Raw genomic sequence first — 20,070 nt, 5'->3', positions numbered from 1 at the left:
TGCTTTTCGTAACTACTCCAATACCGGCCTCAGCCAGCGCTCTGCTTCCTCTAACGGCATGCCTTTACGTTTGGCATAATCCTCAAACTGGTCTTTTTCAATTTTACCGATCCCGAAATATTTACTTTCCGGGTTGGCAAAATACCAGCCGCTTACCGAAGAAGCAGGATACATCGCCAGCGATTCAGTAAGTGTGATACCCGTGGTTTCTTTGCCGCCCAGCATATCAAACAGTTTGTATTTTTCTGTGTGGTCAGGGCAGGCAGGATAACCAGGCGCAGGGCGAATACCCGAATACTGTTCACTGATCAACTGTTCATTCGTTAAATGCTCGTCCGTGGCATAACCCCAGAATTCTTTACGCACCCGCGCATGCAGCAACTCGGCAAAGGCTTCTACAAACCGGTCGGCCAGTACCTGCAACATGATCTTATTGTAATCATCCATGTTTTTGGCAAATGCTTCCACATGCGGTTCGATACCTTGCATCGTAACCGTGAAGGCGCCCATATAATCAGCCGGTGTAGCCACCCCATTGGCGGGCTTGATAAAGTCAGCCAGACTGATATTGGGTTGATCGGCTGCTTTCTTCACCTGCTGGCGCAGGAAATCGAGCTGCACGGTTCCTTTATCACTGTATACTTCCACCGTATCATCGGCAGTAGCCTGTGCAGGCCAAAAGCCGATCACGCCACGGGTGTAAGCCATTTTTCTTTGATGATGGTAGCCAGCAGTTCCTTGGCATCTTCATACAGCTTCGTAGCTTCTTTTCCTACTTTCTCATCTTTCAATATCTGCGGAAATTTGCCATGCAATTCCCAGGCAATAAAGAAAGGCCCCCAGTCTATATATTCAGCAATCTCTCCCAGGTCGTATGTTTCAAATACTTTGACACCTGTGAAAGTTGGCTTAACGGGTGTAAAGTTGGCCCAGTCGATCTTTACCTTATTCTTTTGTGCCTGTGCAAAGGGCAGGTATTGCTTGGCCGATTTCTTATTGCCAAAGTCTTCCTTCAGCTTCGTGTATTCCTTGCTGATCTTACCCAGGAAATCGGGCTTTTGTTCATTGCTTAAGAGCGAACCGGCCACTGTTACACTGCGCGAGGCATCTAATACGTGCACCACGCCTAGGTCATATTCCGGGGCAATCTTTACCGCCGTATGCATGCGTGAAGTGGTAGCGCCGCCAATGAGCAAGGGCTGTTTCATATTACGCCGTTTCATTTCTTTGGCTACGTGTACCATTTCATCCAATGAAGGTGTGATCAGGCCACTTAACCCAATAATATCCACTTGCTCTTTCTGGGCTGTTTCCAGGATCTTATCCGCCGGTACCATCACACCCAGGTCTATAATATCATATCCGTTACAACCCAGTACAACCCCTACAATATTTTTACCAATGTCGTGAACATCTCCTTTTACCGTGGCCAGCAGGATACGTGCAGCGCCCCCTTGCTGGGCAAGGGGATTGTTCTTTTTCTCTTCTTCAATGAAGGGTGTCAGTACCGCCACACTTTTCTTCATTACCCGCGCACTCTTTACCACCTGCGGCAGGAACATCTTTCCACTGCCAAACAGGTCACCCACCACATTCATACCATCCATCAGCGGCCCTTCGATCACTTCCAGCGGGCGGGCATATTGCTGACGGGCTTCTTCTGTATCCGCTTCTATATAATCAGTAATACCATTTACCAGGGCATGTGTTAAGCGCTGCTGAACCGTACCACCACGCCATGCTTCGTCTTTTACTTCTACCTTGCCTTTGGCTTTTACCGTTTCGGCAAAGCTGATCAGGCGGTCAGTAGCATCTGGCCGGCGATTTAGCACCACATCTTCACACAGCTCCCGCAGCTGCGGTTCTATTTGATCATATACCACCAACTGCCCGGCATTCACAATACCCATATCCATGCCGGCCTTAATGGCATACAGCAGGAATACACTGTGCATGGCTTCCCGCACGTGGTCATTACCCCGGAATGAGAAAGATATATTACTTACCCCACCACTGATCTTGGCCAGTGGCATCCGTTGCTTGATGATCTTACAAGCCTCAATAAAATCTATTGCGTAATTGTTGTGCTCCTCAATACCCGTGGCGATGGCAAATATATTGGGGTCGAAAATGATATCCTGGGGAGTGAAACCTACTTCTTGCGTCAATATATTGTAGGCCTGGGTACAAATATCTACCCGGCGTTGTAATGTATCTGCCTGTCCTTGTTCGTCAAAAGCCATTACTACTACTGCAGCGCCAAAGAGCTTACAGATACGTGCCTCCCGGATGAACTTGTCAACCCCTTCCTTCATGGAGATGGAGTTCACAATGCATTTACCCTGTACACATTTCAGGCCCGCTTCAATGATCTCGAACTTCGAGCTGTCGATCATAATGGGTATCTTGGCAATATCCGGCTCACTTTGTACCAGGTTGAGGAAGGTGGTCATGGCTTTTACACCATCCAACAGTGCATCGTCCATGTTCACATCCAGTACCTGAGCGCCGCTTTCAACCTGCTGGCGGGCCACACTAAGGGCCTCTTCATATTTGTTTTCCCTGATGAGGCGGGCAAACTTCTTCGAGCCGGTAACGTTGGTACGTTCTCCCACGTTCACAAAATTGGTCTCCGGTCGCACCACCAGTGGTTCCAGGCCTGATAGCCGTAAGTAAGGCTTGATAATGACTTGTTCGGACATAGTTGTTTTTGAGTTTCAGCAATTACAATACCTCTTCCAGTATGGGTAATTTCCGGGAGCTATTTTTTTAACGTGATCCGCAATATGCCTGATATGATCGGGTGTGGTACCGCAACAACCACCAACGATGTTCACAAAACCTTGTGCGGCCCAGTCTTCAATAAAATGTGCTGTTTCTTCGGGCAGCTCATCGTATTCGCCCATAGCATTGGGCAAACCCGCATTGGGATAGGCAGAGGTATAGCAGGCTGCTATCTGACTCAGCTCCTCAATATGCGGGCGCATTTCTGCGGCACCCAGGGCGCAATTAAGGCCAATGCTCAATGGTTTGGCATGGAATACCGAAGTATAAAAGGCTTCCAGCGTTTGCCCACTCAGCGTACGGCCAGAGGCATCAGTGATGGTGCCGCTGATCATAATGGGCAGCTCGGGCTTTTGGGTGTCCTGGAAGAACTTTTTGGTAGCATAAATGGCCGCCTTGGCATTGAGCGTATCAAAAATGGTTTCGATTAAGATGATGTCAACGCCCCTTCTACCAGCCCTTTTACCTGTTCATAATAGGCCGTCATGGCCTCATCAAAGGTGAGTGCCCTAAAACCAGGGTTGTTTACATCGGGCGACAAGCTGAGTGTTTTATTCAGCGGACCGATGGCGCCTGCCACAAAGCGGGGTTTGGAGGGATCTTTTGCGTATACTTATCGGCAGCCCGGCGACCGCATTGGGCGGCTGCCACATTGAGCTCATAAGCCAGCTCCTGCATTTCATAGTCGGCCATGGCAATCGTGGTGCTGGAGAATGTATTGGTTTCAATAATATCGGCTCCCGCCTCCAGGTATTGACTATGGATCTCTTCAATGATATGCGGCTGTGTAATGCACAGCAGGTCATTATTGCCCTTTACATCCAGGTGCCAGTCTTTAAAACGTTCGCCCCGGTAATCGGCTTCTTCCAGTTTATACCGCTGGATCATGGTGCCCATGGCTCCATCTATGATCAATATGCGTTTGTCTAATTCTTTCCTGATGTCCATATGCGTAAATTTTTATTGCCGCCGGCTCCTTTTAACGGTTGGTAGCATTGGTGATTGCATAAGATTAACAGGCAGTGAGTGAGTACTGTTCGGTATTCAGAACATCATAAACGTTGGGAAAATGGTATGAAGGTTTTCCTGGCGTTTATTAGTTCCGTTTTTGCACTTCCGGATACTGTGTGGAAGTGTGCCCCTGAATGGGCTACAGGCCGAACAATAAACAAATCCGCCTGCGATCAGACCGCAAAGCTACATTATGTTGGCTTAATATCAAAACAGGGCTGAAAGAGCGCCTATTACCGGTTGGATACATAGCTTTCTACCGGAAGGCGGTTGGTGATGGACCGGGCCAGCGTCATTTCGTCGGCATATTCCAGTTCTCCGCCAAAGGCAATACCCCGGGCAATGGTAGTAATACGAACAGGAAATGATTGTAATTTTTTTCTGAATATAATAGATCGTCGTATCTCCCTGGATATTGGGATTGAGGGCAAAAATGATCTCTTCGATCTTTTCTTTCTGTACCCGCTGTATAAGCGCCTCAATATGAAGCTGATCGGGGCCTATGCCATCCAGGGGCGAAATAATACCCCCAGGATATGGTACGTGCCGCTGAATTGCTGTGTACTTTCAATGGCGATCACATCGCGGATATTCTCCACTACACATACCAGCTCCTGCCTGCGCAACGAATTGGCGCAGATGGAACATATATCAGCATCGGCCACATTGTAGCAACGCTGGCAAAACCTGATCTCCCGGCGCATCTTGGTAATGGATTCTCCGAAATGTTCCGCTTTTTCCGTATCCTGCTTCAGGATATGCAGTACCAGCCGCAAAGCGGTCTTCTTACCAATACCCGGCAATTTGGCAAACTCATTCACGGCATTTTCCAGTAAAGCAGACGAAAATTGCATACGGCAAAGATACGCTTTTCGTCTTGCAGGGCCCTTGGTTAGCGTACAATAATCAGCCTTATACCCCCACATTTCTTGCAGCGAAATGCTGCCATTTTCTGCTTTGGCCCTTATATAAATACAATTTCATTTTGACTATATTCGTTTACTTATACCGGTTCTCCCTTAACCCCCCAACACATGAAAAAACATATACTTCGTTATTAGCCCTGTTGCTGTTGCTTCATTCATTTGCTGTATTTGGCCAAACTAATTATCAACCCGGATCAGTATTACTGAAAAGTGGTCAGCAGGTAAGTGGTCTCATAGATTATCGCGAATGGCGCATAAACCCCGGAAGATCAGCTTTAAAAGGAAATGGGAAATGAACCAGTTCAATATGGTCTTGATGATCTGAACGGCTTTCAGATAAATGGTAATGATTCATTCTTACGGGCTATTGTGTCCAAAGACATGCTGCTGGTAAAACCCAGTGATCCAACCGAACTACCCGACCCCGATGTGGTTGACGAAAATAAGCAAGAGATTGATACTGTGTTCTTGCGTATAATAATAAAAGGCCCCAAGGTATCCTTGTATGAATTGGTAGATACCAAATCTCATTTTTATATCAGCGAGCAGCCAGGTGATTACCAGGAACTGCAGTATAAGGTATATTATAGTCGTAAGCTGTCGTCCATTCAACGTCGGCCAATTTTCCAGGATCAGTTGCGGACCTATATACGGGGTCATATACAGGAAGGTAGGTTGTTGAGGCTATTGGACCGGGCAGGGTACGAAGAAGACGATCTCTTGCCGTTGATTGCTGGAATTAACCAGGTACCGGTGAAGGGAAAGCATAAGAAAAACCTCAATTTTTGTGGCAGCAGGACCTGTTTATTCTACTATGAATGTAGGCGGAAGTACTGCATTGGCTACTTTGGACTATAGCGGCAATGTGGGTTATTCGGCAGGCGTGGGTATGGATATATTATCAAGCAGGAATTTACAAGACTTTTCACTACGAATAGATCTTTTCTATTCTTCCCTTAAATACACAGGTAAAAAGTGGATGCAACCTATACCCTAAAACAAAATAACCTTACCCCTGCCGTGTCTGTATTGTATAACTTTCTCAGAAAGCCTACTTACAAGGTATACTTCGGGGCTGGTATTCAATACAACTTTTCTACCTATCCTACAAATGAGTATGTGACCCGGGGCAATGAAAACAATCCACAGAAGAATTTACTGGACTTTGAAAAAGGCTGGGTTGATGGTACCATCCGTGTAGGGGGCATCATTAATAATACCTTCGATATCGGGTTATTAGCAAAAGTTGGAGGGAGTTTTGAACGCTTTTTTATATAAAAACTAAGCCCAGTATTTACGCTCTTAGAATAGGTTACCGGTTTAATCGAAAATAGGTGTTCACCTTACAAAGTAATATCTACCTCATTGTCCCATTTGGCCTTTATGGTGAGCTTGCGGGGAACAGGCATTACTTTCTCCGGTTGCAGGTGTTTGCCAAAGAACTCGCCGGGGTCCCAGATACCATTTTTATTGGCATCATATAAAATGCGCAGGTCATATTCTCCGGGCACAAAAAGTTTAGCGTTGAAATTACGGTCGGTAAACACGTGACTGATCTTTACCTGGTCACTTTGCACAAATTGCAATACCGGGTTTTTGAAAGATCCAGGTTCAGGAAGCGGAGCCTTACAAGGCCATAGTCGCTTTCTTTCTTGGTACGGAAGTTCAGCGTATCCGTACGCAGCAGTTTATGACCCAGCGTATCTTCGGCAAATTCCTTGTCTACAATGAGGTTATAAGCTGTATTGGCTTCCCATTTGTATTGCAGCGTAATCTTCTTATTGCTGGTATCCGTGATAAAGTGGTAGCCCGTAAGTGGCTCATACTTTTCGTTAACGAACTTTACTTTAGACGAGTCAAAGGATCTTAATGGAGCCGCCCTGAAATTGATCTCCAGGTTACCCAGCAAGTCCAGTTCCTGGTTGGCCAGATTGGTCTCAATTTTCAACCGTTTATCCTGCGTAGCGTTTTTGGTAGCTGTTGGCCTTACCGCTGGGGTGGTCGTTTTGTTTTTATCCTTTTCTTCTTCCTTTTCCGTATAGGCGTATAACGTAAAAGATTGTTTTTGACGTGTATCTACCAGCGTATCGGCAAAAGCAAAAAGCTGACTTTTGTTCATGTATTTGCGCTGTCCCCCTCATCCTTGAAGGCATAGAGTGCATAACTGCCAACAGGTAGGTGGTGAAAAGTAAAATTGCCATCCCTGTCTACCTTGGCTACATACCGGGGCCGTTCTTTAATGACTGCCGAATCATCTGTATTTCTATGCAATACCGCTATGAGCGTAGAATCTGTTTTGCCCGTTTCGGCCACAATCACTTTTCCCGATACCGTCAGGGAGTCGATAGATGCCCCTGTAGTGAAAACATAGGTAAAACCTTTCAGTATATTTCCTTCATTAATATCCTTAATGGCATTTCCAAAATTGATAGCATAAGTGGTATTATCTTCCAGCGTGTCCTTAATGGTCACCGTAAGCGTTCTAAGTTTACTGGAAACGAGGGGTGTTAATTTAGGAACGGGCGATACCAGCAGGTTTTCCTGGAGGTTTTCGGGTGGAGCAATGAATTCATCAAACTCAAATACGATCTTCTTGCCTGTGAAGTGCCTGGTTGAATCTGCCGGGTTAACCCTGAGCAATAATGGAGGCAATGAGTCCTTGGGACCACCATTAGGAGGGATGATATTGGCGCAGCCTACCGTGAATACCTGGAATTGTGCAATAACTACTATAATGAAAAGAATGGATAATACCTGCTTCATGGATATAAACAACTTCAATAAGGTGCAAACATAGCTTGTTTGGCTGGATTATTCATGTGGCCCAGTTGCCAGTCCGTAGGTTTTAACAAAATGACACCAGTGGCAACCGGGCTTGCCGCAACCCGTATAAAATTGGCGGGAGCGGATGCGTTGCCATACAGTAGTGAACTGCCGTGTTACGATCTCCATATCTGTTGGTGTGATCAATAACTTTACTTTATGATAATATCCTTTTTATCGGGTTCAATAAAATCAAACTCGGCACTTGTAACCTTCCATTCTTTTTGCGGGTAATTATCAACAAGGATCTTATAGAGTACAGCCTGCCGCCAGTACTCGCCACCCAGGGGATTGGCTGCCCCGGGAGCCGCCAACCTGTCTCTTGATTTTTCAGGATCCCCTGTTTTATAATCTACCAGGTTGGCCGAGCGCCCATCAAATTCCAGCTTGTCGATCTTGCCTTTGAGTGGTACCCCATTCACAACGATATTCCTGAAATTCCTTTCCACTGTTACAATCGTATTCCACGAGCCGGCGTATTCATCGTAATAATTGCCCAATACTTCACGGCCATAGTTTAACCGGCGGGTAAACTGCTCTTGCGTAAAACTGGCCCGGCGGCGGTGCAGGTACCCTTCAAAATCTTTAATAAATGACTCTTTAGCAGCGAATATGTTTTGGCTGGACTGCATTTTCCGGAATAGCTGCTCCAATGCAAAGTGGACGGCCGAGCCAAATTCGGTGGCTTCATTCCGGGGAAAGGGAATGCGGATAAGGATATTGTAATAAAAATCCAAAGGGCAGCGGAGGTAGCTGTTGAGTGCCGTGGCATGCAGCACAAACCGCTGCAGTAGTTTATTTTCAACAGCCGGTTCAAGCGCTTCGATCCTTGGCCCTTGTGCAGACTCCCATTCTATGGCTGCCGTGGAAATATCCGATGTTTCTTCCGTTGTAGATGATACCAATGGTTGATAAAGTGGCGTGAGCGCCTGTAGCGCCTGCACTTGCCCATTGAGCTCAACCACCGGTGCATACCTGGCCATTCTCCTTTTCAGGGTGAGCAATTTTACCAATAACGATAGATTCATAGCCGGATTACGACTTGCTTCTTCCTGAATAAAAGCGGTAAACCTGGCAACAATGGTTTCCAGGCTCTCCTTATCGCTGTGATGCTGGATGTAAGTGTCAAGGCCTGTTTCTCGAAGCAGATGATCAAATAATACGGGAATTGGTTGGTTTCCCACCAGCGCAATCAGTTTTTCGATAGCCATGGAGGCCCGCTTCATTCCTTCGGGAATGGGGGCGTAAACAGGTTTTTGGGAGGCGTATTGACCTTTTCATTCAAGAGCCTGCGCAAAGAGGTAATGTATTCTGTGTACTGCCGGTCAGCAACCTCGATGGTGAGCTGTAGGATGTCGCGCGAAGGGATATCGAACCATGCACTGTGCAATAACTCAAACAACAAATCATCGCCACTATTGGGGATCTCCTTTTCCGAAGCGAGGTAATTCAAGAGTTGGATGATCTTTTCTATGAGTGGATTTTCGAGGAGTTCAGCCAGTTGATTGTTGGCAGGGACTGCCAGTGCATTTTCCTCTGGTACGTCATCCCGGTTTAGCTGGCGCAATAAAACCTGGTAATTATCATATTCATGCACCGCAGCCTGCAATTGTTCTGTCCATTCTTCTGCCATAGCCCGCTGGGAGCTTCCAGGCTGCCGAGGTAATCGGCTACCTGGCCGTTGATATGCGTGGAGGTCCACCCCTGCCGCTTCATGGTGCGGAAAAGTACCTCGAAATTATTGAGCTCATGGTATACATCGCCCCGGTAACGTTTCAGTGGATGCCCTTTGGGAAAGGCGTCAATAAGCCGGGTAAACAGCTCTATACGCTCCAGTTCGGATAAAGGTGGTTGCTGGCTGAACATAGCCAAAGTTAAGGAGCAAACAATATGGATGAGGAGGAGGGAGGCAGTTTATCAGCCATGCTGACTACCTGTTCAAGCATTCCCAAAAATGGATAGTCGAGGCCTAACCGAAGTATAACTGGATGATAAACGGCGCGGAAACCCTGCCCTCACTAACAGGGATAACGCCAACTATAACAGTCAGGCCGGCCCCAACAAATGTCTGTAAACCAGCCTCCTTACCTATGAACCGGCCCCTGCCAACTGGATGAGATAGGAGAGACTTTTCTCATTTGCGGAAATAATCTTCATTTTGGGAATACTTTTTTGTGGTTCATACGTTTATATAGTAATATTTAGTCCTTTACAATGAAAAATCAGCACGCCCTCAGGATTTTCGTCCTGGAAGATGATGTTTGGTATGGTTCCATGCTTGAACATTATCTTTCTCTCAATCCGGATAATGAAGTAAAACGCTTTGAAAGCTCTACCGCCTTTTTTAATCAGCTCCATGAACGGCCCGATGTGGTGACCCTCGACTATTCCATGCCCGATATGGATGGAAGTGCCGTACTGAAAAAAATACGCGAGGTAAACCCTGATATTCAGGTTATTATCATCTCCGGGCAGGAAGATGTAGGCACCGCCATCAGTTTGCTGAAAAATGGGGCCTTTGACTACATTGTAAAAGACGATGATGTGAAAGACAGGTTGTGGAATACCCTACTGCACCTGAAAGAAATTGTAGGCCTACGCCAGGAAGTGGAGCAGTTAAAAGAGCAGGTGGGTAAGAAATACGACTATTCTAAGTTCCTGATCGGCAAAAGTGAGGTCATGGACAAAGTGTATGGCCTGATTGAAAAAGCCTGTAAAACCAATATTACCGTATCCATAGCCGGCGAAACGGGTACCGGGAAGGAAATGGTAGCCAAAGCCATCCATTATAACTCGGACCGGCAAAAGAAGCCCTTTGTAGCTGTGAACGTAGCCGCGATTCCCAAGGAGCTGATTGAAAGCGAACTCTTCGGCCATGAAAAAGGCGCCTTTACCGGCGCTGTTACCCGCCGCATTGGCAAGTTTGAAGAAGCCAATGGGGTACCCTATTCCTGGATGAGATTGGTGAAATGGATATTAGTCTGCAGGCCAAGCTGCTTCGGGTATTGCAGGAAAGAGAGATTATCCGGATCGGGGGTAATGAAGTGGTGCCTGTAAATGCGCGCATCATTGTAGCTACCCACCGCAACCTGTTGGAAGAGGTGCAAAAGAAAACATTCCGGGAAGACCTGTACTACCGGCTTATTGGATTGCCATTTCAATTACCTGCCCTGCGCGAACGGGGGAACGATATCATTTTGCTGGCCAGGTTTTTATAGACCTGTTTTGTAAAGACAATGGAATTGAGAAGAAAACTTTGTCGACAGATGCCCAGCAGAAATTACTACAATATACTTTCCCTGGTAATGTACGCGAGTTGAAGTCCGTAATGGAATTATCGGCTGTAATGGCCGATGGTGATACCGTGCAGCCCGAGCATATAACCATCAATACCGTGGCTGCCGTGAATGACCTGTTGAGTAAGGAAAGAACCCTCAAGGATTTTGATATACATATCATACAGCACTACCTGGATAAGTATGATAAAGATGTATTGCTGGTAGCCAAGAAGCTGGACATTGGCAAGTCGACCATCTACCGCATGATACAGGCCGGTGAATTATCCACCAAATAAGCGGTAATATGACAGCACTGAATTATCAGTCCCTCGGAAAACGGCGGATACTGGTGGCCGAAGATGTAGAGATCAACCAATACCTGGCCCGTCACATGATGGAGGCCTGGGGTTTTGAAGTAGATATTGCAGCCAACGGCAGCGAAGCGGTGGTACTGGTACAGCAAAATACCTATGACCTGGTGCTGATGGATATCCATATGCCCGAAATGGACGGCCTGGAAGCTACCAGGCAGATCCGCCAATTAACGGATGCAGGGAAAGCCAGTATTCCCATAGTGGCCCTTACCGCCAATGCCCTGAGGGGCGACCGCGAACGCTTTTTGGCTGCCGGTATGAATGACTACCTGCCCAAACCTTTTAATGATTCCAACCTTTACCGCATCATAGCTAACAACCTAACCAACATGACCACCCCTCAATCTGCATCATTACATGAGGTGATGCCCCTGACATCGGAAATGATGATAAATTATACAACCTTTCCCTGGTATATGGGATAGCCGGAGGCGATGAGGAATTTGTGAAACGGATGCTGCGATTATTCCTGGATACCCTGCCTGGTTCTTTATTGGATATGCAGCAGGAAACAGCCGCCCAAAACTGGGAAGCTGTAGGTAAACTGGCCCATAAGCTGAAATCTACCATTGACTCTATGGGCATCAGTTCCCTGAAGGATACCATCCGGCAGATAGAGCAAAACGGTAAAAAAGCAGTGAATAGAGACCAGTTGCCTGGCCAGGTAAACCAGGTAGAGGCCATTTTGAAGGCCTGTGCAGCCCAGGTAAAAAAAGACTTCGCTTTGTAAAACCAAATAGTAAGAACGCTGTTTAGGATAGCCTATTTATGAGTGTACATTCCCTGAAAGCAATACAGCATATCCCCATATCCCTGCCGGATGCATGGGATTTCTTTTCCAGTGCCGCCAATTTACAGGAGATCACACCGGGTGATGTTCGTTTTACCATTACGTCCACCCTGCATGGCGACAGGATATACCCTGGGCAGATCATTGAATACAAAATAAAACCCCTATGGGGTATTGAATGGTATTGGATGACCGAGATAACCCATGTAGAGCCCGGGAAATACTTTGCCGATGAACAACGCTATGGCCCTTACAGCCTGTGGCACCATCAGCATCACTTTAAGGCAGTGGAAGGTGGGGTGGAGATGACAGACATTGTGCACTATAAAATACCGGGTGGCTGGCTGGGTGAACTACTCCATGCCTGGAAGATCAGGAAAAACTGCAGCAGATATTTGCTTACCGGTATAAGAAGATAGAAGAACTGTTTGGGAATTGAGGGGGCAAATCACCCTACTACCATGCATACACTTTCCTACAAATACCCCAGTATAGTCCCCGGATTAACGCTGGATTATCCAGGTAGCTACGTCTCTATATAAGCTTTATAGTTGCTCTATAACTGCTCTATAGTTTTGGGGTATTTTGGGCCCCTACCCAGGGATACGGGAGATGTATTTTTCGATCTCCTTTACCTGCTTTACAATTTCGGGACTGGTAGGCTTCAGTGCCTTGGTTTTGCGGAAAAACTCTTTGGCCGCCCTGAATTCTCTCTTGTTCATCATGATATTACACATTTGCAGGTAGGCGGCTGCTTCATTTTTTCTTTATCGGGCAATCCTTCGCGGATAGCCTGGCGGATGTATTGTTCCCCTTGTTTGAAATTGCCTTTTGAAGGGCGATCATACCCAATTGCAACAGGTTGGCTCCTTTTACTTCCTTCATGGGAGAGCCCATTGACAGGCCCTTTTTCATATTGACTTCGGCGCCATCAAAGTCTTGTTTCATCATGGCCAGTTGACCTTTGAAAGTATAATAGGCCGAGCGAATGGGCTTATAGAGGAGGCCGGGGAATTTAACCGAGTTGAGTACGCCTTCGGCGCCTTCCAGGTCACCACTTTCCATGTACTCCTGGATAAGTCGCAGGGGACCAATGAAAAAAATGACCGACGATGAGGATCAGTCCGATGAAATAAAGCGGAAAGGCAGGCCAGAAGCTGCTGTAAATATTCGCCACGATACCCAATACCACCAAACCCAGACCCAGATAGAGGCGGTAACGGATAAGCCAGGTATAAAACTTCATAAACGTTCCTTTTTTTTTAGGGGTAGCAAAGATAGGTGGAATTCATGTGCAGCCCAGTAAATTTGTAAATGTGGCAGACGGGTGGGTGGGAATGGTGTGAGCGGTGCTCGTACTGCCTGTTTTTGAGCATTTTGTCCTTTTTCTGGCGTGCAACGAATACAATGCTTTGTTTTCTTATTTTTGGCGCCCGGAAATCAGAAAGGAGGTATAAAAACCTTCATTTTTAGTTCCTGGTCCCGTAGTTCAATGGATAGAATAGGAGTTTCCTAAACTCTAGATCCAAGTTCGATTCTTGGCGGGACCACTCCCGTTTTGCAGAATCCCCGCCAGCACTATGTTTGCGGGGATTGTTATTTTTCAGAGGGCGTTATAGAGTGCGTTTTATTGTTATTGTATAATAAACTCTTCCAGGTTTTCTGAAGTAATTACCTGCGTGCCGGCATTGGGGTAATTTTCAGTAAAGGTTTGAGGAAACCGGGCCTTTTGCTTGCTACTCCATTTTATTTCAAATGCCGAAAGCTGTTGGTCTTCTGCTTCGATCAGATCGATTTCCTGTTGTTGAGTGGTGCGCCAGAAATATTGTTGCACATCCCTGTTCTGATAACGCAGGTATTTCATGCGCTCGGCAATGACAAAGTTTTCCCACAAGGCTCCTGTGTCTGGTCTGGACAATAGTGGCCTGAAGTCATTGACAATGGCGTTACGGATTCCGCAGTCATAAAAGTAAATCTTCTTCCCTTTTTTGATCTCGTTTCTTACGTTACCACTATATGCAGGAAGACGAAACAATACAAACGTTTTTCCAATAGATCAATGTATTTTTCAATCGTCTTCTTATCACTCCCTACTATTTGCGAAAGTTCATTATAACTCACCTCGCTGCCGAGTTGTAAAGCGAGCGCTTTTAATAACTTTTCAAGTAGGGCGGGTTTATTGATCTGCTCCAGCATTAGCAGGTCTTTATACAGGTAGCTATTGGCTAATAGTTTTAATAGCTCTTTTTCCTCTCCTGGCTTCGTGACAATTTCGGGATAGTAACCGTAGATCAGCCGATGTTCTACCAGTCGCTTTTCTTCCAGCAGACCGTGGTGCTGCACCATTTCGCCAAAAGACAAAGGATAAAGCATGAACTCGTATTTACGCCCTGTGAGTGGTTCATTCACTTTACTGGATAACTCAAAGGCAGTGGACCCTGTGGCGATAACCTGCACACCATTGATCTGATCAGTAATCAGTTTAAGTGTGAGGCCAATATTGACGATACGTTGAGCTTCATCGATGAACAGTATCTTTTTAGCTCCTATAATTGTTTTCAGCCTGGTTGCTGTGGTATTTGAAAAGATATCCCGCACATCAGCATCATCTCCGCTTACGTACAGAACCGAATCAGGATGCTCCGTCAGCAAGGATTCAACAAGCGTTGATTTTCCGGCCTGCCTTGGGCCGAAGAGGAGAATGGCCTTTCCGCGGAATAGCCTGTCTTGGATGGTTTTTTGAGCACCCTTTGTATCATATTTAGGTAATCTAGCCACTAAATTATATAATATTTAGGTATTTTAATGCCATATAGTTATGGAGTCAAGAAAGAATTGAGGTCGTACCGTTTTTTATAGTTATCAACTATTAAATTGATAATCAACCTTTTATTTGCATAAACTTCTCCCAGATGCCTTAATTCTGAAGCACTTAGCCGCTCCCCCTGCTTTTGTTAGGATGACGATTGAATTTGCGCTAATGCATAATTGGGATATTGTAGGAAAAACAGGGGTTACCAAAATGGTTTATAGAGATAAACAATTCAGTATTGTTTTACCAACTTAGCTTTTGATTAATTTCATGTTTAAACCTGGGAGTGCTATTTGATGAGTTAAGCATTAATTATTTTGATAATCGATAGAGGATACTGCAACCCCACAAATATAATTCCCGACTTTATCATAATAAGTCGCTGAAACGGCCAGCTTTTCTTTTTGAATACACTCAATGAAGGATCCGTGTTTATCTTATTGATCATTTCTCTTCTGCAATTCACCATTAACGAAACAGTATCTACTTCCTCTTTTGAAACTGTATTGAATTGATAGCTAAAATGAAGTCTGAAACCAGCAATAGCTGTGCAATTATTGAGCGTTGTGGCACTGTCTATTACCATTGGGCAACGCTTATTTATAGTCGTCGCAAAGTCTTGTAATTGCTGGCTCACAGGGGCTGGACCAAAATTGAGCGTTATTATTTCTTTTATGAATGCGCAGGCCACTAAAAAATAACGATTTTTAAGAAAATGCTTTTTCTTTTTTTTTCGGAACAAGTTGGTACATATAGCTGGGGTAAAGGAGTTATTTTTCTGTAAACTACTTAGAATTAATAGTAATCCCAAAAACACATGAATTTCAAGGAATTAGTTTAAAGGCTAACGACTTTATATCCACCAGGAAAGGCCATGTTTAATGCGTGGCGTTGCTCCCCTCAATATTTCTTTTAAGGTCTTCCAGTCTTTGTCTCACGTTGCTTTGCAAATTTCTTTTTATTAGCCGTGTTGCCAGGTTGAAAGGAAACCTGAGTTGAAAGGAGTATAGAAATATTACTTCCGTCACGTCTGCTTGTATTTCTTTAAAGGTCCAGGATCCTACAAATGATTTGAACATATAAGGCCCTTTCGTCATTTTAACGGCAGTGGCTTTAGGTCTGTTGAATGAAACATATTCTGTTACCATCCCAAGACCGTTTTTGGCCACACAATATGCCTTGACTCCTATGCCTGCGGTTGTTGCCCCTTCAATCAGCTCGGCCTTTTTTTAGAAAAGTGTCCCAGGTGAGTCGTTGATTATAATCCTGTGTATAATCAAACGCAAACGCTGGCCTGCATTTGATCTCCTTTTTTCAGTAAATCTGATGTTTTCCATTACACTCGCTATTCTTTTTAATTGAAGTCAATAGATATCGTTGAAGTATTTTAAAATCAGTCGGAATTATCACTATCTGGACGACACCTACCGGCAGAACTTCTACTACCTACAATGATTATTTGATTTTATTGTTTGTTGGTATTTGCCTGGATAATAGCACTCAAACAGCCTACTACCTCATCAATCCCGATACTGGTGTCAATCTCATGGCTGGCCGACATCCTTAACAACGGTTCTATGGTTTGTTGTAAGGCCAATACTTGTTCTACCTCCTGATGCTGTTTTCCGAATGGATTGTTGGTGCGGGTTGCCAGCCTTTCTATAATAACAGGTGGCGGCGCACTCAATAGTACTACCTCATCAAATAGGGGCAGAAACTGTCCTATATTTTCTGCACAGCCACTCACAATCAATACATCGCTATCTTTTGTTAGCAAGAGCTGCTGCACCCGGTCGACGCGCCACAACCAATCTTTGCCAGGTGCCGGCGTGAGCGGGGTTGTTCCGGGATCAACGTCAACCCATTCCGAGAATTCGTCGCAATCCAAATCTATGGCCTTATACCCAAGAGCAGTAAGCTTGACAATCACCGTTGACTTACCCGTTCCCGACATGCCCGTTAGTAAGATCCGCTTCATTATCCAATTAATTATGCATAAGTATCCTTATTTATGTACACAATCGCCTATTAGCTATTTCTGGTGTCGGGAGTATTTACCTCTTTCTCACTGATCCGGACCTCGCAGCTTGCAGGATTCTGCAGGGAGGTAACATATGTATTAATAAATCAAAAGCCAGTTGCCAATCAAAAACGAATATATTATCTTGTAGGAAAGGTAGTGCGCTGACTTACCTAAACGAACACTCGTTATATTAGTTGTATTTCCATTAAACTTCATAAGAGTTGCAAAAATATAAGTAATACGGAAAATATCGAAGAAATGGCCTCTTCATAGGAGGCAAATACCAGGAATCTCCTAATGATCAATTTTTAAACATATACCTCAAACAACAAATTTAAATGCTGTTCCAGTACCTATTTTTAAACTTAAAAATTTAAACCGACTATGAAAAAAAGCTTAAGCTTCGTTGTCTTAATGGCCGTATTTTTACAGCGATGTTTGTTTCTTGTCAAAAGAAACAAACAGAAGATGAACGTATTGCTACGCCAGAGCAGTTGTCAAACAAGCTAACTGTAGCAGATGCTAAATCTTATCTTCAACGTCTTGAAAGTAAGTATGGGAATTATGATCTTATTAAAAAAGCCGGTAAGGTCGAGAAAAATGTTAAGCAGGTAGATTTTTCACATGCATACATCGGGGAAAACGAAACATCGTTTTTCGTTGAAGCTCCTATTGCTTACACCACCCGTGAAGTTGTACTCGGTACTAACTCGGGTATGCCAAACGCTACGCTTAACCAGCTGTTTAAAAGCTCTTTCGACCGTTTTGTTGTTTATAAGGATAAAAAGAGCGGTCTGGTTAATGAGAAAATTGTTACGGTGATACCATCCGCTCACTATTTAAGCAATAGCCGTAAAGATTTGTATGATAATCATTATCAGCGAATAGATAAGGAGTTCAGTGGATATATAAGTTATAGAAATTGGAAGGGACAATTCTTATCTTCCCAATCCTTCAATATGGGTAAAGCTGCTGCTGACAAAGGAGGAGCTTCGAATAGGGCAATTCACCGGCAATAACAGCCAAGGTGAATGACATTTATTGTAACTGGGAAACAGTTTATAGGGGATACGCCTGGTGTGAGGATTATGATGAAAATGGTCATGGCGTTAACTGTGATTATATTATCATTAGTTATGAGACAAACGTTTGCGACATGGTTCCTCCGACATTCCATAACCATACGGCACCTATGCCGGCTCCTGAGGATCCGTATTGGCAGGGTTGGCCTGATCCGCAAGGTGTCCCTGCAAATAACTCTTGCCCAAGTTGGGCCCGTGTGAATGAGTCTCCAATCATGTTTGCTGGTTTAAATGCATCTTCATTTTCAGTAACTTTTGGGGTGCTTGTTTTTGCCAGGGGTATTCCTGGATTATTCTCGAAGAGGTGAGTACAGGTACCGAATATTCCTTTCAATAGATAGTCAGACTTTTCTTTGGGAGCCATGTACGGTGCTTTGGGAAACCAACGTCCAGGTTCCTGCCAATATCCCCAATGGGCAATATTTCGTAAAAGTGTATCTTGATGGAGATATATTCTACCATCAGTTTGAACTAAATGGAACTATTATAAGACGATGGAAGCATACCTTATCGCGTTAAATAAGTACCACTAATATTTAACTTATATCTTGGATCAACCAATGGTTCGTGTCTCACGAACCATTTTTTTATGACTTTGCAAACCTGTTTACCGATGTGTAGGACTAGCCAGGTGACTTAAATAAAGTAGTTAAATACTTTACTTACGAACTTCAGTGATGACGGTACCAAGCAGATCAACTAACTCTTGATGAATAACCCCAATTTGTTCAACTTCTTCTCCCGCTCTCCAATGCTCCCTTTCTTTTATGAGGGTAAGCCGTTGCGTGCCTCTGCCCGATTGCAGCAATACATCGTAAGTTCCTGTAAGTCGTCCATCCCATGAAATGGTTTCAGCAAGAGCCGCTTTATAAAACACATTATTATGTGTGAAGGTGGTAGTAAAAACCAGGAGGTCGCTTATGTCTGGCCTACCAGTGACGAGTTGGAAGTCCATATAGGTTGATTTAGACCAGCAAGGTAGTAAAAACTGTATTATACCATGCTGTCAATTGATGAACGGATGGGTTTGAGCAGAATGACCCTAAAATTCACCTCAAACTTTCTCCCCTGGAACTAGCAAATATTAAAAACACTACAAACAGCAGCTCTTAAGCCAATGATTATCTATTCGATAAAGCTTGTACCCCTTTTTTTGTTTCAATAAAATTGAAGCGAATCAAAGGCGATGAATCATTCCCAGTATTGCGTGTTACCAAAGCCTTTCTAAACTGATATTCCCTTTTAACCTTCACCATTTCATTTCTTACATTGGAAGACAGCACTGAAAAATTTGCTACCGAACAGGTATATTCAACTCCGGTACTTTCATTCATTCTTTTCATGAGTTCATTGTCAATGATCTCCCTAAAACACTTATCCATAAAGGTACTGACGCTAAGCAAAGTGTCACAAACCCATAAGCTGTCGAGGGCAATACGTGCGAACCGGTTATGGCCTGGCTCTTTACCGAAGTCGCAAAACTTTTCCAGAATTTCATGAATTTTAAGTCATCTGCATCAGGTGGTGCTATTTCTTCTTCCGGTTCAATGTCCCGCACTAGCATATCTTCCTGCTCCGGTGTCGTTTCAAACAATCCCCTGGCCTTTAGCACCCCGAACCTTTTAGGGCAAACAGGTCTTCGGGATAATTGCCATATACGCGCAATAGCACTTTGTATTTTGCCCGGAAGCCAGCGTCCATAGATCCAGGCTTATCCGGCACATATTGAACATCAATCTTTTCTCCTACAAACGCAATCAACCCATTGTTTTTCATTTTCACTGGTGGCGGACTTGGGGATTAATGGCTTTGTATTCCGCATGCCAGGAGCATGACAGCCCCATCCCAACAAGAGAATAAGCACTAATAGTATGAAAAGCATATTTCGCATTTACTAAGCAGTTGTATGAACGGAGGATGTAACGTATGAAAGACGCTAAAACTGTGCGAATCCATAATTTTTACAATCTATCATGGTGAGGTTTAAGGTTTCAAGGTTTTAATCGGTCGTTACCTGGGAGGGGTTAACAGGTTCGATCCTCCTGTTATCCCAAGCGAAATCTCCTTTGGCAATGATCAATACAAATCTACAGCAGCTTTGGCTCCTGCTTTTCAAAAATGAGTCGGCCTTCCCGGAAACTTGGGACGAACGCCTAATGTCTTGGGA

27 protein-coding genes, 1 tRNA gene and 4 pseudogenes are annotated in these 20,070 nt (G+C 44.6%); 9 read left to right on the top strand and 23 right to left on the bottom strand.

Features of this window, described 5'->3' with window-relative positions:
- Nucleotides 1–12: 12 nt before the first annotated feature.
- The 5 genes and pseudogenes from metH to RS881_RS55075 form a co-directional block, all read right to left on the bottom strand.
- Nucleotides 13–2,702: pseudogene (gene metH, locus RS881_RS55095) on the bottom strand (methionine synthase).
- Between the two features lie 15 nt (nt 2,703–2,717).
- Nucleotides 2,718–3,364 (bottom strand): annotated as a pseudogene (locus RS881_RS55090) (homocysteine S-methyltransferase family protein).
- Nucleotides 3,340–3,732: a homocysteine S-methyltransferase family protein gene (locus tag RS881_RS55085; protein ID WP_315818557.1), complete on the bottom strand. Its 393-nt coding sequence runs from the start codon at nt 3,730–3,732 to the stop codon at nt 3,340–3,342. Before RS881_RS55085 ends, RS881_RS55090 begins: the two are co-directional and overlap by 25 nt.
- A gap of 296 nt (nt 3,733–4,028) precedes the next feature.
- The gene (locus RS881_RS55080) at nt 4,029–4,226 is read right to left on the bottom strand and encodes a hypothetical protein (RefSeq protein ID WP_315818556.1); all 198 of its coding nucleotides are present in this window, start codon (nt 4,224–4,226) and stop codon (nt 4,029–4,031) included.
- 1 nt (nt 4,227) lies between these two features.
- A pseudogene (locus RS881_RS55075) lies at nt 4,228–4,649 on the bottom strand (recombination mediator RecR); the annotation flags it as partial.
- Between the two features lie 357 nt (nt 4,650–5,006).
- On the opposite strand from RS881_RS55075, the gene RS881_RS55070 reads away from it, so the two are divergent.
- Nucleotides 5,007–5,579 (top strand): hypothetical protein, encoded by a 573-nt coding sequence (locus RS881_RS55070; RefSeq protein WP_315818554.1) that lies wholly within the window; start codon nt 5,007–5,009, stop codon nt 5,577–5,579.
- Nucleotides 5,580–5,696: 117 nt separating this feature from the next.
- Nucleotides 5,697–5,999: a hypothetical protein gene (locus RS881_RS55065; protein ID WP_315818553.1), complete on the top strand. Its 303-nt coding sequence runs from the start codon at nt 5,697–5,699 to the stop codon at nt 5,997–5,999.
- Nucleotides 6,000–6,064: 65 nt separating this feature from the next.
- On the opposite strand, the gene RS881_RS55060 is transcribed toward RS881_RS55065, so the two are convergent.
- The 7 genes from RS881_RS55060 to RS881_RS55030 are packed head-to-tail and all read right to left on the bottom strand — an operon-like array spanning nt 6,065 to nt 9,410.
- Nucleotides 6,065–6,307 (bottom strand): hypothetical protein, encoded by a 243-nt coding sequence (locus RS881_RS55060; RefSeq protein ID WP_315818552.1) that lies wholly within the window; start codon nt 6,305–6,307, stop codon nt 6,065–6,067.
- Nucleotides 6,280–6,840 carry a hypothetical protein gene (locus RS881_RS55055; RefSeq protein WP_315818551.1) on the bottom strand — a complete coding sequence of 187 codons (561 nt, stop codon included), beginning with the start codon at nt 6,838–6,840 and terminating at the stop codon, nt 6,280–6,282. Before RS881_RS55055 ends, RS881_RS55060 begins: the two co-directional genes overlap by 28 nt.
- On the bottom strand, nt 6,837–7,484 hold the full coding sequence (locus RS881_RS55050; RefSeq protein ID WP_315818550.1) for an Ig-like domain-containing domain: 648 nt from the start codon (nt 7,482–7,484) through the stop codon (nt 6,837–6,839). The genes RS881_RS55055 and RS881_RS55050 overlap by 4 nt, the downstream gene beginning before the upstream one ends.
- Nucleotides 7,485–7,532: 48 nt before the next feature.
- Entirely contained in the window at nt 7,533–7,691 is a 159-nt protein-coding gene (locus RS881_RS55045; RefSeq protein WP_315818549.1) for a hypothetical protein, read from the bottom strand.
- A gap of 5 nt (nt 7,692–7,696) precedes the next feature.
- Entirely contained in the window at nt 7,697–8,728 is a 1,032-nt protein-coding gene (locus RS881_RS55040; RefSeq protein ID WP_315818548.1) for a RecB family exonuclease, read from the bottom strand.
- A 38-nt stretch (nt 8,729–8,766) separates the two neighbouring features.
- The gene (locus RS881_RS55035) at nt 8,767–9,177 is read right to left on the bottom strand and encodes a hypothetical protein (RefSeq protein ID WP_315818547.1); all 411 of its coding nucleotides are present in this window, start codon (nt 9,175–9,177) and stop codon (nt 8,767–8,769) included.
- Complete coding sequence (locus RS881_RS55030; RefSeq protein ID WP_315818546.1) at nt 9,099–9,410, bottom strand: hypothetical protein; 312 nt, start codon at nt 9,408–9,410, stop codon at nt 9,099–9,101. Before RS881_RS55030 ends, RS881_RS55035 begins: the two co-directional genes overlap by 79 nt.
- Before the next feature lie 348 nt (nt 9,411–9,758).
- On the opposite strand from RS881_RS55030, the pseudogene RS881_RS62725 reads away from it, so the two are divergent.
- The 5 genes and pseudogenes from RS881_RS62725 to RS881_RS55000 all read left to right on the top strand — a co-directional run bounded on the left by RS881_RS62725 (nt 9,759) and on the right by RS881_RS55000 (nt 12,405).
- Nucleotides 9,759–10,762 (top strand): annotated as a pseudogene (locus RS881_RS62725) (sigma-54-dependent transcriptional regulator).
- 38 nt (nt 10,763–10,800) lie between these two features.
- On the top strand, nt 10,801–11,118 hold the full coding sequence (locus RS881_RS55015; protein WP_315818543.1) for an AAA-type ATPase lid domain-containing protein: 318 nt from the start codon (nt 10,801–10,803) through the stop codon (nt 11,116–11,118).
- 8 nt (nt 11,119–11,126) lie between these two features.
- Nucleotides 11,127–11,621, top strand: a complete 495-nt coding sequence (locus RS881_RS55010; RefSeq protein ID WP_315818542.1) for a response regulator — start codon at nt 11,127–11,129, stop codon at nt 11,619–11,621.
- Nucleotides 11,622–11,650: 29 nt separating this feature from the next.
- On the top strand, nt 11,651–11,926 hold the full coding sequence (locus tag RS881_RS55005; RefSeq protein WP_315818541.1) for an Hpt domain-containing protein: 276 nt from the start codon (nt 11,651–11,653) through the stop codon (nt 11,924–11,926).
- 38 nt (nt 11,927–11,964) lie between these two features.
- On the top strand, nt 11,965–12,405 hold the full coding sequence (locus RS881_RS55000; RefSeq protein ID WP_315818540.1) for an SRPBCC family protein: 441 nt from the start codon (nt 11,965–11,967) through the stop codon (nt 12,403–12,405).
- 174 nt (nt 12,406–12,579) lie between these two features.
- Here the strand turns inward: RS881_RS55000 and RS881_RS54995 are convergent, their stop codons facing one another.
- From RS881_RS54995 to RS881_RS54985, 3 genes are read right to left on the bottom strand one after another with little or no spacing between them, the layout of a single operon-like run.
- Nucleotides 12,580–12,711, bottom strand: a complete 132-nt coding sequence (locus RS881_RS54995; RefSeq protein WP_315818539.1) for a hypothetical protein — start codon at nt 12,709–12,711, stop codon at nt 12,580–12,582.
- A 31-nt stretch (nt 12,712–12,742) separates the two neighbouring features.
- On the bottom strand, nt 12,743–13,051 hold the full coding sequence (locus RS881_RS54990) for a hypothetical protein (protein WP_315818538.1): 309 nt from the start codon (nt 13,049–13,051) through the stop codon (nt 12,743–12,745).
- On the bottom strand, nt 13,038–13,232 hold the full coding sequence (locus tag RS881_RS54985) for a hypothetical protein (RefSeq protein ID WP_315818537.1): 195 nt from the start codon (nt 13,230–13,232) through the stop codon (nt 13,038–13,040). The genes RS881_RS54990 and RS881_RS54985 overlap by 14 nt, the downstream gene beginning before the upstream one ends.
- Before the next feature lie 232 nt (nt 13,233–13,464).
- Between RS881_RS54985 and RS881_RS54980 the strand changes: the two genes are divergently transcribed.
- Nucleotides 13,465–13,536, top strand: a tRNA-Arg gene (locus RS881_RS54980).
- An 83-nt stretch (nt 13,537–13,619) separates the two neighbouring features.
- On the opposite strand, the gene RS881_RS62720 is transcribed toward RS881_RS54980, so the two are convergent.
- From RS881_RS62720 to RS881_RS54955, 5 genes are all read right to left on the bottom strand, one after another.
- The gene (locus RS881_RS62720) at nt 13,620–13,880 is read right to left on the bottom strand and encodes a DUF4143 domain-containing protein (protein WP_527250367.1); all 261 of its coding nucleotides are present in this window, start codon (nt 13,878–13,880) and stop codon (nt 13,620–13,622) included.
- Between the two features lie 107 nt (nt 13,881–13,987).
- The gene (locus RS881_RS54970; protein ID WP_315818535.1) at nt 13,988–14,764 is read right to left on the bottom strand and encodes an ATP-binding protein; all 777 of its coding nucleotides are present in this window, start codon (nt 14,762–14,764) and stop codon (nt 13,988–13,990) included.
- 335 nt (nt 14,765–15,099) lie between these two features.
- Nucleotides 15,100–15,609 carry a hypothetical protein gene (locus tag RS881_RS54965; protein WP_315818534.1) on the bottom strand — a complete coding sequence of 170 codons (510 nt, stop codon included), beginning with the start codon at nt 15,607–15,609 and terminating at the stop codon, nt 15,100–15,102.
- Between the two features lie 67 nt (nt 15,610–15,676).
- Nucleotides 15,677–16,012: an SRPBCC family protein gene (locus RS881_RS54960; RefSeq protein ID WP_425476411.1), complete on the bottom strand. Its 336-nt coding sequence runs from the start codon at nt 16,010–16,012 to the stop codon at nt 15,677–15,679.
- A gap of 251 nt (nt 16,013–16,263) precedes the next feature.
- Nucleotides 16,264–16,776 carry an ATP-binding protein gene (locus RS881_RS54955; RefSeq protein WP_315818532.1) on the bottom strand — a complete coding sequence of 171 codons (513 nt, stop codon included), beginning with the start codon at nt 16,774–16,776 and terminating at the stop codon, nt 16,264–16,266.
- Nucleotides 16,777–17,255: 479 nt separating this feature from the next.
- Between RS881_RS54955 and RS881_RS54950 the strand changes: the two genes are divergently transcribed.
- The gene (locus RS881_RS54950; RefSeq protein ID WP_315818531.1) at nt 17,256–17,840 is read left to right on the top strand and encodes a hypothetical protein; all 585 of its coding nucleotides are present in this window, start codon (nt 17,256–17,258) and stop codon (nt 17,838–17,840) included.
- A 721-nt stretch (nt 17,841–18,561) separates the two neighbouring features.
- On the opposite strand, the gene RS881_RS54945 is transcribed toward RS881_RS54950, so the two are convergent.
- From RS881_RS54945 to RS881_RS54935, 3 genes are all read right to left on the bottom strand, one after another.
- Nucleotides 18,562–18,858 (bottom strand): hypothetical protein, encoded by a 297-nt coding sequence (locus tag RS881_RS54945; RefSeq protein WP_315818530.1) that lies wholly within the window; start codon nt 18,856–18,858, stop codon nt 18,562–18,564.
- A 384-nt stretch (nt 18,859–19,242) separates the two neighbouring features.
- Nucleotides 19,243–19,515, bottom strand: a complete 273-nt coding sequence (locus tag RS881_RS54940) for a hypothetical protein (protein ID WP_315818529.1) — start codon at nt 19,513–19,515, stop codon at nt 19,243–19,245.
- Nucleotides 19,509–19,679 (bottom strand): hypothetical protein, encoded by a 171-nt coding sequence (locus RS881_RS54935; RefSeq protein WP_315818528.1) that lies wholly within the window; start codon nt 19,677–19,679, stop codon nt 19,509–19,511. The genes RS881_RS54940 and RS881_RS54935 overlap by 7 nt, the downstream gene beginning before the upstream one ends.
- Nucleotides 19,680–20,070 lie beyond the last annotated feature (391 nt).

The organism is Paraflavitalea speifideaquila (genome assembly GCF_032395985.1).
Classification (GTDB): domain Bacteria; phylum Bacteroidota; class Bacteroidia; order Chitinophagales; family Chitinophagaceae; genus Paraflavitalea; species Paraflavitalea speifideaquila.
The sequence above is the reverse complement of the archived record's forward strand: the minus strand, read 5'-3'. Positions and strand labels throughout refer to the sequence as shown.

Coding starts and splice junctions, on each gene's coding strand:
- RS881_RS55055 (WP_315818551.1), bottom strand. CDS start 6,840: ATGAACAAAAGTCAGCTTTTTGCTTTTGCCGATACGCTGGTAGATACA.
- RS881_RS55050 (WP_315818550.1), bottom strand. CDS start 7,484: ATGAAGCAGGTATTATCCATTCTTTTCATTATAGTAGTTATTGCACAA.
- RS881_RS55035 (WP_315818547.1), bottom strand. CDS start 9,177: ATGGCAGAAGAATGGACAGAACAATTGCAGGCTGCGGTGCATGAATAT.
- RS881_RS54990 (WP_315818538.1), bottom strand. CDS start 13,051: ATGGAAAGTGGTGACCTGGAAGGCGCCGAAGGCGTACTCAACTCGGTT.
- RS881_RS55000 (WP_315818540.1), top strand. CDS start 11,965: ATGAGTGTACATTCCCTGAAAGCAATACAGCATATCCCCATATCCCTG.
- RS881_RS54935 (WP_315818528.1), bottom strand. CDS start 19,679: ATGAAAAACAATGGGTTGATTGCGTTTGTAGGAGAAAAGATTGATGTT.
- RS881_RS54950 (WP_315818531.1), top strand. CDS start 17,256: ATGTTTGTTTCTTGTCAAAAGAAACAAACAGAAGATGAACGTATTGCT.
- RS881_RS55085 (WP_315818557.1), bottom strand. CDS start 3,732: ATGGACATCAGGAAAGAATTAGACAAACGCATATTGATCATAGATGGA.
- RS881_RS55005 (WP_315818541.1), top strand. CDS start 11,651: ATGCTGCGATTATTCCTGGATACCCTGCCTGGTTCTTTATTGGATATG.
- RS881_RS55030 (WP_315818546.1), bottom strand. CDS start 9,410: ATGTTCAGCCAGCAACCACCTTTATCCGAACTGGAGCGTATAGAGCTG.
- RS881_RS55010 (WP_315818542.1), top strand. CDS start 11,127: ATGACAGCACTGAATTATCAGTCCCTCGGAAAACGGCGGATACTGGTG.
- RS881_RS55070 (WP_315818554.1), top strand. CDS start 5,007: ATGGGAAATGAACCAGTTCAATATGGTCTTGATGATCTGAACGGCTTT.
- RS881_RS54955 (WP_315818532.1), bottom strand. CDS start 16,776: ATGAAGCGGATCTTACTAACGGGCATGTCGGGAACGGGTAAGTCAACG.
- RS881_RS54985 (WP_315818537.1), bottom strand. CDS start 13,232: ATGAAGTTTTATACCTGGCTTATCCGTTACCGCCTCTATCTGGGTCTG.
- RS881_RS54945 (WP_315818530.1), bottom strand. CDS start 18,858: ATGGACTTCCAACTCGTCACTGGTAGGCCAGACATAAGCGACCTCCTG.
- RS881_RS54995 (WP_315818539.1), bottom strand. CDS start 12,711: ATGATGAACAAGAGAGAATTCAGGGCGGCCAAAGAGTTTTTCCGCAAA.